This is a genomic window from Acidovorax sp. BoFeN1 (assembly GCF_003345135.1).
In the GTDB taxonomy this organism is placed as follows: Bacteria; Pseudomonadota; Gammaproteobacteria; order Burkholderiales; family Burkholderiaceae_C; genus Acidovorax; species Acidovorax defluvii.
Genome location: NZ_QOZT01000029.1, coordinates 1 through 15,232, shown reverse-complemented (window position 1 = coordinate 15,232; position 15,232 = coordinate 1). Strand labels below are relative to the sequence as shown.

The following is a 15,232-nucleotide window of genomic DNA, read 5'->3' as shown; positions in this document are numbered from 1 at the left end:
ATACCAGTTCCGCGACATTCTCACCATCCCATGACCCGCGCACGCCCCAGAGCAGCAGTACTGGGCGGATCTGCCGAAGACATCGAGGCGGCGTTTTACGAAGCGCAGCAACACGGTGACATCGAACAGCTGATGTCCTGCTGGGCGCAGGACGAGGAAGTTGTGTGCGTGCATCCGGATGGTCCGTGCCTCTTGGGCACCGGTGCCATGCGTGCCGCCTTCGAGTCCATTTTCAGCCACGATGTGGTGCGAGCCACACCTTTGCAGGTGCACAGGGTGCTTGCACTGGCCAGTGCCGTGCACGGTGTGGTCGAACAACTGGAAATAACGCTACCGGATGGAGTGCACCATGCGCTCATCCTGGCGACCAATGTCCATCACAATGCACCCAAAGGGTGGCGCATGGTGTCCCACCACGCCAGTCCGGGGGGCGCACAAGATGCCCAGGATCGGAGCGCTGGGCGACCCGTGTTGCATTGACATGTGCGCAGATCGAGGATGGAAAAATGATGCCTGTCAGGCCCGCTGAAAGCTCGCAGTGCACACTGAACTACGTGGCACCGCGATGGTTGCCCGGGGGGCAGTTGCAAACAATATGGCCGGCACTGTTTTCGCGGCGGGTGAAGGGGCCACCGTTGCCATATCGGCGCGAGCGGTGGACCACGCCAGACGCAGATTTTGTGGATGTGGACTATCTGCAGGACGGCGCTCCGACGGAGTTTTTGCGTCCGTTGCTGGTGGTTTTTCATGGCCTTGAAGGATCATCGCGCAGCCACTACGGTGAGGCTTTTGCCGATGTGGCCCGGGAGCGAGGCTGGGCCTGTGCATTGCCGCATTTTCGTGGCTGCAGCGGCGAGATCAATCGGGCACCCCGCGCCTACCATTCTGGCGACCATGAAGAGATGGGCTGGATGCTTGAACGCTTGCGCCGCGCCCATCGCGGGCCATTGATGGCGGTGGGTGTCTCTCTAGGGGGTAACGCCCTGTTGCGGTGGGCGGCCGAGGCCGGGGCGCAGGCCGGCCGTAGCGTGGATGCCGTGGCTGCGGTGTGCTCGCCGCTGGATCTGGCGGCTGGGGGGAGGGCGATCGGTCAGGGCTTCAATCGGCAGGTCTACACACGCATGTTCATGCGCACACTCATGCCCAAAGCACTGAAGAAACTTGAGCAGCATCCGGGCCTGTTTGATCGCGATACCTTGTTGAAGGCGCGTGATCTGTATGCGTTTGACAACGTATTCACAGCGCCCCTGCACGGGTTCAGAGACACAGAAGATTACTGGCGCCGCGCATCAGCAAAACCGTTGCTGCGCAACCTTCACATACCTGCCCTGGTGGTCAATGCCCGCAATGATCCCTTTGTTCCCGCATCCAGCCTGCCTGCAGCCGACGAAGTGGGATCCTCTGTGCGGCTGTGGCAACCGATGCATGGCGGGCATGTGGGGTTTGTGCAGGGTCGGGTTCCTGGTCATGTGCGGGCCATGCCGGAAATCGTGGTGGGATGGCTGTCGCAGCAAGCTGCCGCCCACGCAATTGCTCCGGGCGGGGCACAATGCGCGCATGGATGACATCGTCAAGCAGGCCCTCGTCAAGTGGCCCAATGTGCCCGATTGCTACGGATGGCTAGGCTTGGATGCGCGTGGGCGGTGGTACCTGCGTGACGACGCTGCTCAGGCGGCAGGTCCGTTCCCTCACAGTAAGGGTTCCCTCCTGCAGCACGAAAAACTCATTGAATTCATCCAGCGCAATTATGAGGCAGACGTAGAGGGGCAGTGGTTCTTTCAGAACGGCCCACAACGGGTGTACGTAGAGTTGGAGTACACGCCATGGGTGTGGCGCATCGAACCAGATTTTTCGCTGGTGGCACACACAGGGGTCAAAGCTGCCGCACTGGGCTGCCTTGAGGATGAGTGCGGCCGTGTCTATCTCAGCTCCGCAATCGGTGTGGGACTGGTCCACACGCTGGATATGGAAGCTGTCGCGGATGCCGTTGTAAAAGGGATCTGGTCGCCGCAAGCTGTGCGCAGCGCCGAGCTACCTCGACAATTCGGCTACGTCTTGAGCCCCAAGGCGCACAGCATGTCGCGCTGAATCGTTCAGTACTGTCGGTCTTTCAACACACACCAGGCAGAAAAAAGCCGACCACTCGGGTCGGCTCGGAAACAAGTTACGTGATTGTGCGGTGCTGTGCCTATTTGGCCGCCTCGGCCATGTACTCCACTGCCGCACGCAAATCTTCATCCGAAGCTTGTGCGCCACCACGGGCAGGCATACCACCCTTGCCCTGAACAGCGCTGGCATACACCGCATCAATGCCTGCGGCCAAGCGCGGAGCCCAGGCAGTCTTGTCGCCAAACTTGGGCGCGCCAGCTATGCCGGCACCATGGCACACCTGACAAGCCTACTTGTACAAAGCTTCGCCATTGGCCGAACCTGCCGATGCAGGAGCGGCCGCCGCTACAGGCGCAGCAGTACTGGCCGGCGAAGCGTCTGCAGAGGGCGCGCCAGCAGCAGCGGGTTCTGCGAACTTGGCGCCACCGGCATTCGCCATGTAAGCGACCGCACGTGCAATCTCAGTGTCATTGAACTCGCCGCCACCTTGCGGCGCCATGGCATTTTTGCCCTTGAGCGCAGACTGAACCAGCGTGTCGAATCCGGTCTTGATGCGCGGGCCCCATTCGGCGGCGTCTCCGAGCTTGGGTGCGCCTGCAGCCCCCGTGGCGTGGCAAGCCGCGCATTGCCCTTTGTAAACTTCTTCGCCACCGCGCAAGGGGCGGTTTGCATCGCGAATCTCCACCATGCCGATCTTCTGGATGCGCTCGGCGATCGCTTTTTCGGGATTCGCAGAGCCTGCGGCGGGTTTGTTGTCAGCGGTCACATACAACACCAAGCCGATGATTGCGAAGATCGGTACCACAAACGAAAGAATCACCGCAACCAGCAACTGCTTGGGGTTTTTGATTGGGCCGGTATGTGCTTCTTCGTGATGGTTGTTGTCGCTCATGACGTCCTCAGTTATGTCGGGGCTTGATGTGATCAATTTTTAATTATAGGTGTGATGACCCGGATGCGACACGGAAGCAGGCTGGCGCCAGCACTGACGAGGTGTTCGTCGCTGACGCATCGCAGACGTCTGTGCGATGCCGCGCGAAAGTGAGGTGCATACGTAAGTGGTCTGCGTGTGGGGTGAACAGCAGGCAATCCATCGTGGCGATCTCGGCGTTCGCAGGGCTTGCTCATGCAATAATCTACGGGTTGGTTCAAAGCACAAAGTGCGGCTGTAGCTCAGTGGATAGAGTATTGGCCTCCGAAGGCTATAGTCATCCGGGCTGTCAGCGGAATTTTGAGTATTGGTCTTTTAAGAGTTGCGGCTGTAGCTCAGTGGATAGAGTATCGGCCTCCGAAGCCGAGGGTCGTGGGTTCGATCCCCGCCAGCCGCACCAAAATCAAGGACTTACGTGAGTTTTCCATGGCTCACGATACAGTCAAATTTTGGTTCAAGTCTCAGAGTTGACCGCTCTCAGCAGCCAATAAGGCCTTGAGGCTCAGGGTCACAGTTTTCTGACGTCTGTGTTCATGGCCCGCCTGTGGCCCATGCGTGGCCCTGCCATAGCGCAGAGATGAAGCTTCAAGAGATTTTTGACCATTGGGCCCGTGGCCCATCGAAAGTTCTTCAGCTTGCCGTCATCTCTTGATGGATGCTCCGTTGACTGCTAAACCTTCCCACTTGGGGGATAAGCAATCAAATGACTGTTCAGCAGCGGTTGCTGCCGGTGGCCGCCAGCGGACGAATTCCCGCTGGTTGCCAAAAAGCTGTCTTTGATCACAGCGACCGCCAGTACGCGCGGGTGTCAGGCTTGCGGCCGTGGCCGGCCATCACCGGCGGTGTCCAGTACTCACAGGCGGCGTCCAGTACGGAAGTTTCGAATCGCCCGGATCGTCTAGCACGATGGCAACGCTTTGCTCGGCCCGCGTCACCGAGACGTAGAAGCTGGATGCTGCTAGTGGCTCCATGCTGGCACCGCTTCGGATGAAATCGGTGATCGGGGATGTTGGCGCGATCAGTACACGCGCAAAAGTAGCCCCCTTGGCCACCTTAAAGTTCATGAAGGCAAGGTCCAGTTGTTTCGCGGAAGCGGCGGAGTGGCGCAGGCTCTGCGGGCTGTAGGCGGACACGTAGGCCGCGACGTGCTCGCCACGGATCAAGAACACGCCGTCATGGCCTGTTACCGTCTCGTTCTTCGAGACGGTGCCCGGGAAGCCCCACGACGCGTCGAAGATCAGGTCCGAGAACGCCGCGATCTGAGGGTGGCATCGCCAGGTGACGGTGCTTTCGCTGATCGCGACGAGGCCCTTTTTCTCGCGGGTTCTGAACCAGTTGATTGCATCCGCGTAGGCGTACTTCTTGTTCTTGGAACTGCGCCCATTTGTCGCGAGAACGGCCTGGCGGATATCGCCAACCATCCATATTGCGATGTTGGAACTCAGCAGCGCATCAAGGATTTCCCAGTCGTAGGCACTCAAGTCCTGCACCTCGTCGATCAGGATCTCGTCGTAGATACCCTCCAACCTGCGGATGAGCGCGCCTTTGCTGGCAGTGATCAGCTCGAAAGCAAGGCGGCCGAGCTCTGACCGGTAGACGGCACCTCCCTTGTCGAGGAAGCGCGCCTTGCCCTTGGACATGCGGTACGGCATGCCTTCGAAGTTGAAGCCCCGCACCTTCTCGCCGGGGAACATGAAGGGGAGAAAGGGCTTAGCGAAATGCCGCAGGAGAAACGTGAACCAGCCGAGCACCTCGATGTTCAGGTGGTCGCCAGCGTGCCGGGCTAGGCGGTCCTGTAGTTCCTGTTGATTCTTCTGTGTGTAGGTCAACGCAAGGACTCGCCGCGCAGTCGGTAGGCCTGCGCAGTGCTCGACGATACCCTGGGTCTTGCGTGACCCAGCTACCGCCAGCGTGACCCGCTTAGCCATGGATGAACTTTGCAGCCTGCAGCATGTAGGCAGGCGCCGTGACGGCCTCTGAGGAGCTCGCGATGCGCAGCGCGGCTTCCGTTTTCTGACGGGTCATCCAGGTTTCGAGGTTCGCCGTGTCTGCAATCCCGAGGATAGTGCGCAACTGCGCCTCGCCGCAGTGATGGATCATCTGTGGCTCCAACGTGTGACCATGGGCGACTTCACCGATGAACACCTCCCGCTGGCCGGCGGCCAGCCACGGGGCTAACGGCCTTCGGAGCTCGGTCGGGTCGATGCCGTCGTTGTCACGCGTCGCCGCAACCTTCTTGCCCAGGCGATGGCATAGTTCCAGGCCGCGAGCCAGCGACAACCCCCTCATGCTCACGACGTCGATGCCGCATGCCATTGGACGCTTGCCGAAGAGGTCCACGAACACCCGCTCGAAAATGATCTCGTCCGACGGACCTTCGACCAGAACAATCTTGTCGGCCAGTACGAGCCGCAGCGTGTCGAATCCCGGCAGCTTCTTGAAATAACCCACGGTCCCGGTACTCAACTCGTCGAGCTTGACGGGGGCGGCTGGGCCGAGGAACTGCAGGGCTTCAATGCCGAGCCGGTTGAGGACGCTTGAACTGTGAGTCGTGATGAAGAGCTGCTGGTCATCGCTGGCCAAGGCGCCCATCCTGTCCAGCAGCGTCGCTAGGCTCGTGTGGCTCAGATGGTTTTCAGGCTCTTCGATGGTGACGTACTTGGCATGACCCGCATGCCGGTTCATGGCCAGCGCGATCTTGATCGCTGACTGTTGTCCTTGCCCGGACATCGTGAACGGGACGCCCGCCACATGGGGAGCCACTGACTCCTCCCAGGAGGTCCGCGCCGTCTGGTCCATCGCAAGCGCGATGGGCTGGGCATGCAGTGCCGCGTGAAGCTGCCCGATGCGCTGGTTCACCGTCTTGAAGGCCGATTCCGACAGCGCCGCCTTGGCCTGACGGTACTGAAGGGAGATGCTGGCCCGCTCCTGCGGTTCGAGCTGGCTGCCCAGAATCTGCCGCAGGTGATAGTCAACGCCGCCAGAGCTGCGCACCGTGCGCGCGTCGATCACTGCGGTCGTTAGCGCCCGCGGCCTCATGGTCAGTCTCACGTCCGCGAAGGTCGACCATTCGACGCAGTAGTATTCGACAGGAAGGAGCGGCGTTGGCGCAGTCGCCCAAGCCTGGAGTTCCGCCAGATAGTCGGGATTGGGCAAGCAGCGGATACGCACGCCCGGACATGCCTCGGTGGGCAGGTTGGAATTGTGGGCCCCGCAGAGCTCCTGAAGTTCCGGGACGTTGTCCAGGAAGATCTCGATGTCAATTTCTGGCAGCCGCGTCAGTTCGCTGGCCGCTCGCTTGACGATGAAGTCGGTAACATCGGCCGCGTTGAACCAGTACGGATTGAGTTCCTCGGCGGCGCTTCGCCCGTTTATTCGCCCGGTGAGGGCCAGCACGATGGCCTCTATGAGCGTGGACTTGCCAGACTCGTTGCCCCCGACGATGAGGTTCAGCTTTGGATTTGGGTAGATCGTCAAATCGCGATGGATGCGATACCCGCGGATTCGAATCTTCTTAATCACGGAACCTCCCTTGCACTCGAATTTGTTGCGTCTTGGGATTGTGCTGCACGCCGTTCGTCAGCGTTAGGCTAGCTGGGAACACGACGGCAAGAGCAAGGAGAGCGTCACCGCAACCTTCCGCACGCACCGAGGGAGCCAAAGGCGAGACGCTTGCCTCAAATTACGCCAGCATGCTAGAAGACCAACTATTGGGGGGGAGGCCCCGCCTTTCGAGGACCTCATGGCAGGCGGCTAGGAAGTCGCAGCCACCGCCAACGCGCCTGAGAAGACTTGATCAGTCGGCTAAGTTGCAGACTTCCTGCTGCCTCAGTGAGTGAAGTGCATGCAACCAAGCTTTGTTTTTAAGATTAGTGCTGAGGCGTCGCAAGGACCAACCGGACACCGTTGAACGCATCCACCGTTGACAGGCAGCACTCCCTGCTGACTGCGACGACATCGACGTCGTTGGCCACGATGAAAATCGCCTCTTCCAGAATTGAACATGACCAAACCTGCCGTTGAATTCGAAGTCTCCGACAAAGAGCTCTATCTCATCTACCGCCCGCGCGACGACACAAGTTGGGTTCGAGAAAGGTTCGAACGGGACGAAGAGCTGCTTGTGAAGGGCACGTTCCACCTGACGTCGAAGGACCTTGTGGAAGACGCTGCGGAAGAAAAAGCCAATGCTGCCGGCGATGACGATGGCGTCCTGTGGATTGACGACGATCGATTGGTGTTTGCCATCGCGACAGCAGACGGCGTGTACTTCCGATTCAAGCCCCAGGTCCTTGGTTTTGAGACACCGGTCCTGTTGCATCAGGACGCGCGGCCCAACTGGAAATGGTTCAGCGCCGAACGCAAGGTGTCCATCCTCAACATCGTTCAAAGCCTCGGCCTTGAGCGCATCGTCATCGGTGGCCCGGATCCGGACGCCATTCCGATCCCCGAGTACGAGCGGTTGCTGAACCAGTTCCCGACGCCGTACGAACTTCGCCGCTATGTCCAGGCGCGTGTCGCAACTGTGGTTCGCCAGTACACCGAGCCGGCAATCGACGCGGAAGCGCTGCTAAATACCTATGTCGACAGGCGCACCGTGGCGATCGCGCCAAACTTTGAGGCCCCCTTTCGCCAATTCGACGTCGCCAAATACGCCTTCGCTCTGGAACGGCTGCAGGCCATGTTGGCCAACGAGACAGGAACCTCCGAGGCGCAGTGGCAATTGGAGATAGTAGAGATCATCCTGCTACTAAACCCCAGGTACATCAAGGCTTTCACCGAGGTCAGGCTCTGGGACGCCGACGCCTCCACTTGGCGGCGCATCGACATCCTCTTGGTCGATGCATCAGGCAACGTCGACGTCATCGAGATCAAGAAGCCGATGGGCAAGCCCATCATGTTGCCGGTGCGCTATCGCGATCACCATCTACCGATGCGCGACCTAGTCGGTGCCATGGGGCAGGTCACTCATTACCTGAGGCATCTTAGCCGTTGGGGGCCGGATGGCGAGGACTACTTGACCCAGCTGTTGCGAGCCGACCTGCCTGTGGGCTTTAGGATTCGGATCGTCAACCCCTCCGGCATTGTGATCATGGGGCGCAGCAACACGCTGTCGGATGTGCAACGGCGCGAATTCGAAGTGCTGCGTCGCGATTCCAAAGGTGTCGTCGACATCGTCACCTACGACGACCTATTGGCGCGGGTTCAAGCGGTGCTCGATCAGTTACGCAGCGGACCGGCTCTCAGCGTGGCACCAGCGTCTCCGACGGCCGAATAGTGCAGCTTCGACACGACGCGCACGCGCCAATAGGTGCTACACGAACATTCAACGCTGGTCCTCGCCTACCCGGATGACCGGTGTTGAGGTCAGCAGTTGCTGGCAGAGCCTGGCACAACCGACCGCAACCAGCCTCAAGCCGTCACGCCGTAGGTCTGTTCTGCAGTGATCTGAGACATCCGACGTATGGGCCTGAACTGCCCGTTTCGGCCAGAAGCGGACACCTCTCTGCCGCAGAAAAAAGATTAGACGTTTGACATTGGGGGGCGCTTGGAGGCCGTAGGCCGGAAAGCGTCCTCTCGATGGAAGGGTTAGACCTCACCCGGGAGCTAGGCGTGCGAGTGCCTTGAATACCTGCAGCCTCGCCTGCATGCAAGCCAGATGGAGCTGCTCACGCCCTGGAAGGCGGCAATCGATGGGGCCGCCCGTGCATACCTCAGTCCCTTGCTGCTGCCGGGTGAGCAGGACCTGGCATTCGTGGCCGCCTTCATGGCCCCCATCTCGCGCTTCACCTTGCTGCTGCCTTCGGTCGGGATGGAAGAGGGGGCCGATGAGTCGGCGGTGGCTGGTCTCAGCCCGCAACGCCCCAATGATGCGAACGTGCTGCGCGCCGAACTCCTACGCGATGCGCTGCGCCAGCTTGCCCGGCGCAACATGCCCGTGGCCGACACCCTGAGCGCCGTCCTCAACCTGAACCGGGCGCCGTTTCATGCGAGTGAGGACCAGGTGGCGCGCCTGAGCGCTGTCGTGGCCCTGGCGGTGATGCCGCTGCACAACCTGTGGCCCGTCACCGCCCAGGAGCGCTCCCTGTCGGTGAAGTACCTGCGGCCCTGATCGGTCGCTGATCAACCGGATTCCACGCGGAGCTGCTGGGTAGCGGCGTCGCGGCCGCGCTCAAGCAGCCCTCGGAGGGATTCCCCGGCGACAACGCCGGCAAAACCCCTCGTTGAGTGGCCTTGACGTGGTGCGATTTCGTGAGATTTTGGAAGAGCGAAGACGCAAACCAGAAGAAGGCCGCAAGGCCATCAGCAGGAAAACCCCATGACCGAACCCACGCTTACCCATCCCCCTGTCGCCGCCGACAGCCTCCAAGCCCAGTACCAGGCCATCGTCCACAGCCTGGACAACGGAGCGATCCGGATCGAGCTCCCCCAGCGCCTGAACGTCTGGGTGGGCAACGAGCACCAGACAGTCACGCCCGTGATCGCCGCCCTGCAGGCTTTGGATCCGAATGAACGTCCGGAAGGCCTGATCGACAAACACTTCCCCCAATGGGGGGACATCTGCTGGGTCGATCCCGGTTGGTTTGCACCCGTGCCTGCCACACTGATTAGTGCGACGGTTGGTGACTACATCGCGATTGGCCCGCCTGACGGACCAACTGGCGGACTGGCCGACGCGGTGCGGATGAGCGATCGGGAAGTGATCGAAGCCTTCGAGGCCTGGATGCTTGCCTGGAGGGGCCAGACGCTCCCCTCAGACGCCGACGAACGCGAACAAGGTGCGCAGAGCGGAGGGTATGAGGCAGACGAACGATCGACACCGAATCGGAATAGCCGGAAGTCCACCGCCAGCCGTTGGGGCTTCGCGGTCATTGTCGCCGTGGTTCTCTTCCTTGCCTACGACGCCTTCAAGATCTTCCTGCCGTACGAGATCACGCGGCGCGAACCGATCGGGCATCTGGTGAGTGCCCACACCTCGGACTCGGGCGCCTACCCCTGGGTGCTGGAGACCGACCAGGGGGTCTACCCGTTGGCCAAGGCGCTGATGGTCGACAAGGGCGTGCCGCTTACGCTGCTTGCGCTCAGCAACGGCCGGCATCTCGTTTGCGACCAGACGCTCCAGGTCTGTGCGAGGACGGTGGGCGAGGATCGGCGTATCAAGCGCAAGGTGGACGGGCAGGGCGAACGATGATCAAGGGAGCGACACAGGTGCGAACCAGCGAAACACATCCGCTGTACATCAACGAGGTGGTGGTGCCCATGGCGGCGGCGGCTCAAGATGCACGGCACAGCTCGAAGACTTCGGGGCGCATCGGTCTCACCTTCTGCCCGGGTAAGAAGGGCAAGAGTTTCACCGGCCCCGATTGGGACCGGGACCTGCAGGCTGATCTGGACAAGATTGCCGCGTGGGGAGCAAAGCGGGTGATCACGTTGCTGGAGAAGTTCGAGTTCGACATGCTGGGGGTGCCTGAACTGGGCACTTCGATCACGGCCCGCGGGATGGCGTGGAGTCACTTGCCGATCTCGGATGGCCAAGCGCCAGAGGCCAGCTTTGACCTTGTCTGGGAGCAAAAGCGCTCCGAATTCGCCGGTGCGCTGCGGCAGGGGGAGGGCATCCTCGTGCACTGCCGAGGCGGACTGGGCAGGGCAGGCACGGTGGCTTGCTTGCTCTTGATGGACCAGGGGCTGGGATGGCAGGAGGCCATGGCGCTGGTGCGCAGGGCGCGACCCGGCGCGGTCGAGACCAGGGGGCAGGAGGTCTACATCGCGGGGTATCGCTCACCGCGGATTTGATAGCGCAAGGGTTTCGAGGCCAGTACATCAGCCTCAGCGCTTCGTGCTCTGGACAGTTTGTGAAAGCATCTAGGGTGTTGAGCTTCCACACAATCAATGCCCAGGGTGACGGTCTTCGATGGAGTCAGATGGAAGCGCAAAGACCGCGCGCGGCTTTACATGCCCGCCACATCTTCGATCCATCTGGCGCGATATAAGTGACCGCACTGTTTCAAGGAGACCCATGTGAAAAAACGAACCGCGTTGACGACATTGGCATGCCTGATGCTGCTGGGCGCGCAAGCGCACGCCGACGAGGGCAAAGACGAGTCAGGCAAGGGCAAGCAGCGGTACGAGGAGCGCTCACAGCGAGGCGACCGAGCTGGCAATTCGTACTTCCATCGGCAAGGTCAGACGCGGATTCCCAATGGACATCTACCGCCTCCCGGTGAATGCCGTGTCTGGTACCCCAACCGTCCCCCGGGCCAGCAACCTCCTCCGTACAAATGCGGTCAGTCGCCCGGGCGCATCGAGCCCGGTGGATGGGTGTTCTCGCCGGGCCCCAGTCGCCAGGAAATCGAGGTATCGGTGTACGACGATCGGCGCCCGGGTATCGTGATCGACGTGGGGATCTTCGACGCGCGCTCGGGAGCGCTGATCCGTGTGACAGGGTCCAGGTAAACCGCTCGGGACAACTGAAACCGACAGGGCAGGAGATCGCCGATCGGAGTGCGGTCTAAATAGACAGATCAATATTCGCATCGCGCGGATGACGGTACTGTTATCGGGTCGATGCTTTTGCTCACCAGGCTGAAGACCTTGGGTGAAGCGCTACCGGTGCGCTTAATTCAGCCAATGGCAGTGAGTGCGCGATCTGGTCCTCAGAAAAGCTTGACCTGTTCATTGCTTCTCCATGCGTCCTCTCGGGCCTGCCGGAAAGCAACCGTCGCCCTATTTTTGAAGAGTCAGGAGTTCGGGTGAGACGTCAAACTCAGGCATCTGCCCGGGTACGAGAAAGCACACGCGACAACGCCGCCGTGGTTTGGTAGACGATCTGTGGGACGTTTGATGTTGGAAAATCGAGGTGAGCTTCGCTCCTGCAGCACGACTTTCTTTCCTCACCATCCACACGATTCCCACATGAAACGCATCGTCAAAGCCGCATCAGAAAAACACATTGTGGTGAATGCGCTTCGCGTGTCGGCAGTGGTGGGCACGTTGGTCAACCTGATCAATCAGGGGGGGCCATTGATGGACGGACAAGCACCTTCTTGGATCCACGTGATGCTGAACTATTTGATGCCGTACCTCGTAGCCAGCTACAGCGCGGCAAAAAACGAAGTTGGTGTGGGGCCAAGGGCCGAAGTGACCCCTGGCCACGACAAGACAACGGTTTGAGTCCCGCGCTGTTTGGGGCGGGCGCTCTCAGATTCTTGTAGGTGGCGATCGCGTTCATCCTCTTGCACAACGCCGGCGCCACCACAACCAAGTTCCACTGACGCCCATCCACGCGAGCGCGAGGCCCGACAGCAGGGTCAGCAGCCACGTGGCCCGGCCACCCAGCTCACCGATGTGCAGCGGGTAGATCCATGAATAGGCCCGGGTTCCCGTGTCGAGCTCGTTCCAGCGGTTGACCGCCAGCACCTGCAAGGTGCCGGGATGCATCCACACCGACGTCAGGCCGTTTGGGTGCGGGTCGTCTGGAACCCGGTAGCGGATGCGCAGGGGTCGGGTGCCTCGGGCAGGCACCTGCACATAACCCACCATGCTGTCGGGCACCCGCTGGCGTGCCACGGCCATGGCGGCATCGACCGTGGCCAGCGCCTGGTCCACGGGTTCGGTGATCACCGGGGGCTTCACGGGCGTGCTGCCCGCCACCGCCGACACCCCTGCCGAGATCGGTCGCCACGCCATGTAGGCCCCGGTCACGATGCTCACCAGCACGACGATGCCCGTGAGCGCACCGGCCACCCGGTGCAGGTCGAAGAGTGACCGCGTCAGCCCGGAACCGGTCTTCACCGTCAGTGCGTGGCGCCACCACTTGGGCCACCACAGCACCAGCCCGGTGGCCAGCAACAGAAGGTACGCCAGCGCACTCAGCGCCAGGGCGGCGCGGCCGGCCTCGTGGGCCAGCAGCGTGCTGTGCAACGCGAAAACGGTGTTGAAGAAGCCTTCGGTCTGGCCTAGGCGGCCCCTCTCGGTGCCGGTGGAGGGATCGATGAAGAGCGTTCCGGTCCACGGGCCTGAGACGAAGACGTGCAGCGTCTCGTCAGGCTCGCGCGGCGGGCGGAAGGTGAAGCCCGCGTCGTCACCGAATTCGGCGCGCAGTCGGGCCAGTACCGGGTCGAGCCTGCCGTCGCCGGCTTGCTGGGCGCGGTGCAGATCGGGGCGCAGGGCCTCGTCGATCGGCTCCCCCACGATCAGCAGGGTGCCGGTCGTGGCCGAGATGAGCAGCAGCATGCCCAGGCTCAAGCCCACCCATCGGTGGAGCTTGAGCCACAGGCGCCGCAGACGTGCCGCAGCCATCGGTCAGAACGCGAAGGTGGCAGCCACGCGCAGCGTGCGCGGCAGCCCGGCCGACAGGTAGTTGCCGCCGGTGCCCACCCAGTAGTCGCGATCGGTGGCGTTGTCCAGGTTGGCCTGCAGCGTGACGGGCGTGCTGCCCCATTTGGTCGCGTAGCGCGTACCCAGTGAAACGGTGGTGTAAGCGGGTACGTAGCCCTGGTTGAGGTTGTTCACGGCCCGCTTGCCCACGAAGTACACCCCGCCATTGAGCGACCAGCCCGGCACCGAGGCGACGCGGTACTCGCCAAAGAGGCTGAAGGTGCTGCGCGCGGTGTTCTCGGGCGTCTTGCCCAGCTCGGTGGCGTTGAAGGCGCTCACGCTGGTGATCTCGGCATCGAGAAAGACAGCCGACGCCAGCAGCGACCACTGGCGGCTGATCTCGCCCCCGATCGACACCTCCAGACCCCGGTAGGTGCTCTCGCCGCCCAGCACGTCGCGGTTGCTGCCGTCCACCGTCACCAGCGGGCGGCTGATGTCGAACAGCGCGGCCTGTGCCTGCATGCCGCCCGCCAGGCGGGTCTTGATGCCCAGTTCGCGCTGCTTGTTCACGGCCGGTGGCAACACCTCGCCCACGTTCGCGCGTCCGAAGCGGGCGGTCCCACCCTCGTCCAGCGCCTCGATGTAGCTGCCGTAGATGGAGACATCGCTGGTGGGCTTGTAGATCACCGACACGTTGGGCGAAGTCTCGTCGTACTTGAAGGTGGGGCCGGTGCCCGTCTGGCTGCTGTAGTCGCCGCGTCGCACGCCTGCCAGCACCTGCCACTGGTCTCCCAGGCGCATGCGGTCGAACACATACAGGCCGCGGTCGCTCACGCGGCTGCGCGCGGCGGGCGTCCAGGTGCCCGCCGCCACGGGGTCGATCACGCGGGGGTTGTAGTAGTTCTGTGCGATGCCGCTGACCGTGGGTGCGCCTTCGCCACGGAAGCGACGGGCGTTGGAGGTCAGGCCGAACGTCAGTTCGTGAGCGACCGCGCCGGTCTGCAGGGCGCCCACCACTTCTGCCCGCGCGTTGGTGTTGGCGAAGCGCTGGTTGCGTTGGTAGAACACGCTCAGGCTGGACGCGCCCGTGGCCAGGTCGTTGATCGCCAGCGTGGAGAAGTTGCGATCGCGGGTCGTCTCGGCATGGCCGGCTTCCAGCGTGAGCGCCCAGGTGTCGTTCAGGTTGATGTCCGAGCGCAGCAGCACGTTGGTGGCCTCGGCGTCGTAGCGCTGCCATTCACCGGCGTGGTTGAGGCGGTTGTCCACCGGGTCGGGCACGCCTTGGGCGGCATTGAAGACGATGGTGGCGGGCTCGCTCACGTTCTTGCGGTAGTGCTCCACGTCGAGCTTGAGGGTGGCATCGCGGCTGATGCGCCAGTCGTGTGCCAGCGAGAACAGACCGCGGTTGCCTTCGAACGAGGAAACGCCCACCTCCTGCGTGCCGGCCGCCACGTTCAGGCGGATGCCTTTGTCGTTGCCCTCGCCGTAGCGGCGGCTCAGGTCCAGGTGGGCACCGACCGCGCCGTGCTCGTTGATCGACGTGGTGACGGTGGTCAGCGGCTGCGCGGCCGGGCGCTTGGTCACCAGGTTGACGATGCCCGACGGTGGCACGAGGCCGTAGTACAGCGATGCCGCGCCCTTGAGCACCTCCACGCGCTCCTTGTTCTCCAGCGGTGTGTCGATCAGGTTGACGATGGGCAGCGATCCGTTGAGCCGGTAGTTGCGCTGGTTGTCCACCAGCAGACCGCGGAGGGGTCTCCTCGTTTTCAGTGCAATAAGTGACGGTACGAAAAGCTAGCACTGGCGCGGAGGTGGTGTTGGTAGATCGTTGATTTCATTGACTTTCCTGTTCACTTTCAAATCTGCGATTCGTGGCGT

13 protein-coding genes, 1 tRNA gene and 1 pseudogene are annotated in these 15,232 nt (G+C 62.0%); 10 read left to right on the top strand and 5 right to left on the bottom strand.

From position 1 onward, the window contains the following. Positions 1-30 precede the first annotated feature (30 nt). From DTW89_RS08815 to DTW89_RS08805, 3 genes are all read left to right on the top strand, one after another. Positions 31-480 (top strand): YybH family protein, encoded by a 450-nt coding sequence (locus tag DTW89_RS08815; protein ID WP_114655674.1) that lies wholly within the window; start codon positions 31-33, stop codon positions 478-480. Between the two features lie 65 nt (positions 481-545). Beyond that, positions 546-1,565 carry a YheT family hydrolase gene (locus DTW89_RS08810; protein ID WP_114655689.1) on the top strand — a complete coding sequence of 340 codons (1,020 nt, stop codon included), beginning with the start codon at positions 546-548 and terminating at the stop codon, positions 1,563-1,565. Further along, on the top strand, positions 1,558-2,088 hold the full coding sequence (locus DTW89_RS08805) for a DUF2946 family protein (protein WP_114655673.1): 531 nt from the start codon (positions 1,558-1,560) through the stop codon (positions 2,086-2,088). The genes DTW89_RS08810 and DTW89_RS08805 overlap by 8 nt, the downstream gene beginning before the upstream one ends. Before the next feature lie 100 nt (positions 2,089-2,188). Here the strand turns inward: DTW89_RS08805 and DTW89_RS08795 are convergent. After that, a pseudogene (locus DTW89_RS08795) lies at positions 2,189-3,001 on the bottom strand (c-type cytochrome). Between the two features lie 363 nt (positions 3,002-3,364). On the opposite strand from DTW89_RS08795, the gene DTW89_RS08790 reads away from it, so the two are divergent. Then, positions 3,365-3,440: transfer RNA gene (locus DTW89_RS08790), tRNA-Arg, on the top strand. Positions 3,441-3,873: 433 nt separating this feature from the next. On the opposite strand, the gene DTW89_RS08785 is transcribed toward DTW89_RS08790, so the two are convergent. After that, complete coding sequence (locus tag DTW89_RS08785) at positions 3,874-4,968, bottom strand: UvrD-helicase domain-containing protein (protein WP_114655670.1); 1,095 nt, start codon at positions 4,966-4,968, stop codon at positions 3,874-3,876. Beyond that, positions 4,961-6,562 carry an ATP-dependent nuclease gene (locus tag DTW89_RS08780; RefSeq protein ID WP_114655669.1) on the bottom strand — a complete coding sequence of 534 codons (1,602 nt, stop codon included), beginning with the start codon at positions 6,560-6,562 and terminating at the stop codon, positions 4,961-4,963. The genes DTW89_RS08785 and DTW89_RS08780 overlap by 8 nt, the downstream gene beginning before the upstream one ends. A 481-nt stretch (positions 6,563-7,043) precedes the next feature. Between DTW89_RS08780 and DTW89_RS08775 the strand changes: the two genes are divergently transcribed. The 6 genes from DTW89_RS08775 (at position 7,044) to nrtS (ending at position 12,208) form a co-directional block, all read left to right on the top strand. Further along, the gene (locus DTW89_RS08775) at positions 7,044-8,315 is read left to right on the top strand and encodes a Shedu immune nuclease family protein (protein WP_114655668.1); all 1,272 of its coding nucleotides are present in this window, start codon (positions 7,044-7,046) and stop codon (positions 8,313-8,315) included. 381 nt (positions 8,316-8,696) lie between these two features. Next, complete coding sequence (locus DTW89_RS08770; protein ID WP_114655667.1) at positions 8,697-9,149, top strand: hypothetical protein; 453 nt, start codon at positions 8,697-8,699, stop codon at positions 9,147-9,149. Positions 9,150-9,356: 207 nt separating this feature from the next. Further along, a complete protein-coding gene (locus DTW89_RS08765; protein ID WP_114655666.1) occupies positions 9,357-10,229 on the top strand; it encodes a hypothetical protein in 873 nt (290 codons plus the stop codon). Then, positions 10,226-10,831 (top strand): cyclin-dependent kinase inhibitor 3 family protein, encoded by a 606-nt coding sequence (locus tag DTW89_RS08760; RefSeq protein WP_114655665.1) that lies wholly within the window; start codon positions 10,226-10,228, stop codon positions 10,829-10,831. The genes DTW89_RS08765 and DTW89_RS08760 overlap by 4 nt, the downstream gene beginning before the upstream one ends. 225 nt (positions 10,832-11,056) lie before the next feature. Beyond that, on the top strand, positions 11,057-11,491 hold the full coding sequence (locus DTW89_RS08755) for a hypothetical protein (protein ID WP_147277641.1): 435 nt from the start codon (positions 11,057-11,059) through the stop codon (positions 11,489-11,491). Between the two features lie 459 nt (positions 11,492-11,950). Beyond that, positions 11,951-12,208, top strand: a complete 258-nt coding sequence (nrtS, locus tag DTW89_RS08750; protein WP_114655663.1) for a nitrate/nitrite transporter NrtS — start codon at positions 11,951-11,953, stop codon at positions 12,206-12,208. A 54-nt stretch (positions 12,209-12,262) separates the two neighbouring features. On the opposite strand, the gene DTW89_RS08745 is transcribed toward nrtS, so the two are convergent. Continuing rightward, complete coding sequence (locus tag DTW89_RS08745) at positions 12,263-13,336, bottom strand: PepSY-associated TM helix domain-containing protein (RefSeq protein WP_114655662.1); 1,074 nt, start codon at positions 13,334-13,336, stop codon at positions 12,263-12,265. Positions 13,337-13,339: 3 nt separating this feature from the next. Further along, entirely contained in the window at positions 13,340-15,094 is a 1,755-nt protein-coding gene (locus DTW89_RS08740) for a TonB-dependent receptor (protein WP_269089842.1), read from the bottom strand. Positions 15,095-15,232: the final 138 nt, after the last annotated feature.

Coding starts and splice junctions, on each gene's coding strand:
- nrtS (WP_114655663.1), top strand. CDS start 11,951: ATGAAACGCATCGTCAAAGCCGCATCAGAAAAACACATTGTGGTGAAT.
- DTW89_RS08745 (WP_114655662.1), bottom strand. CDS start 13,336: ATGGCTGCGGCACGTCTGCGGCGCCTGTGGCTCAAGCTCCACCGATGG.
- DTW89_RS08765 (WP_114655666.1), top strand. CDS start 9,357: ATGACCGAACCCACGCTTACCCATCCCCCTGTCGCCGCCGACAGCCTC.
- DTW89_RS08760 (WP_114655665.1), top strand. CDS start 10,226: ATGATCAAGGGAGCGACACAGGTGCGAACCAGCGAAACACATCCGCTG.
- DTW89_RS08775 (WP_114655668.1), top strand. CDS start 7,044: ATGACCAAACCTGCCGTTGAATTCGAAGTCTCCGACAAAGAGCTCTAT.
- DTW89_RS08785 (WP_114655670.1), bottom strand. CDS start 4,968: ATGGCTAAGCGGGTCACGCTGGCGGTAGCTGGGTCACGCAAGACCCAG.
- DTW89_RS08805 (WP_114655673.1), top strand. CDS start 1,558: ATGGATGACATCGTCAAGCAGGCCCTCGTCAAGTGGCCCAATGTGCCC.
- DTW89_RS08770 (WP_114655667.1), top strand. CDS start 8,697: ATGGAGCTGCTCACGCCCTGGAAGGCGGCAATCGATGGGGCCGCCCGT.
- DTW89_RS08815 (WP_114655674.1), top strand. CDS start 31: ATGACCCGCGCACGCCCCAGAGCAGCAGTACTGGGCGGATCTGCCGAA.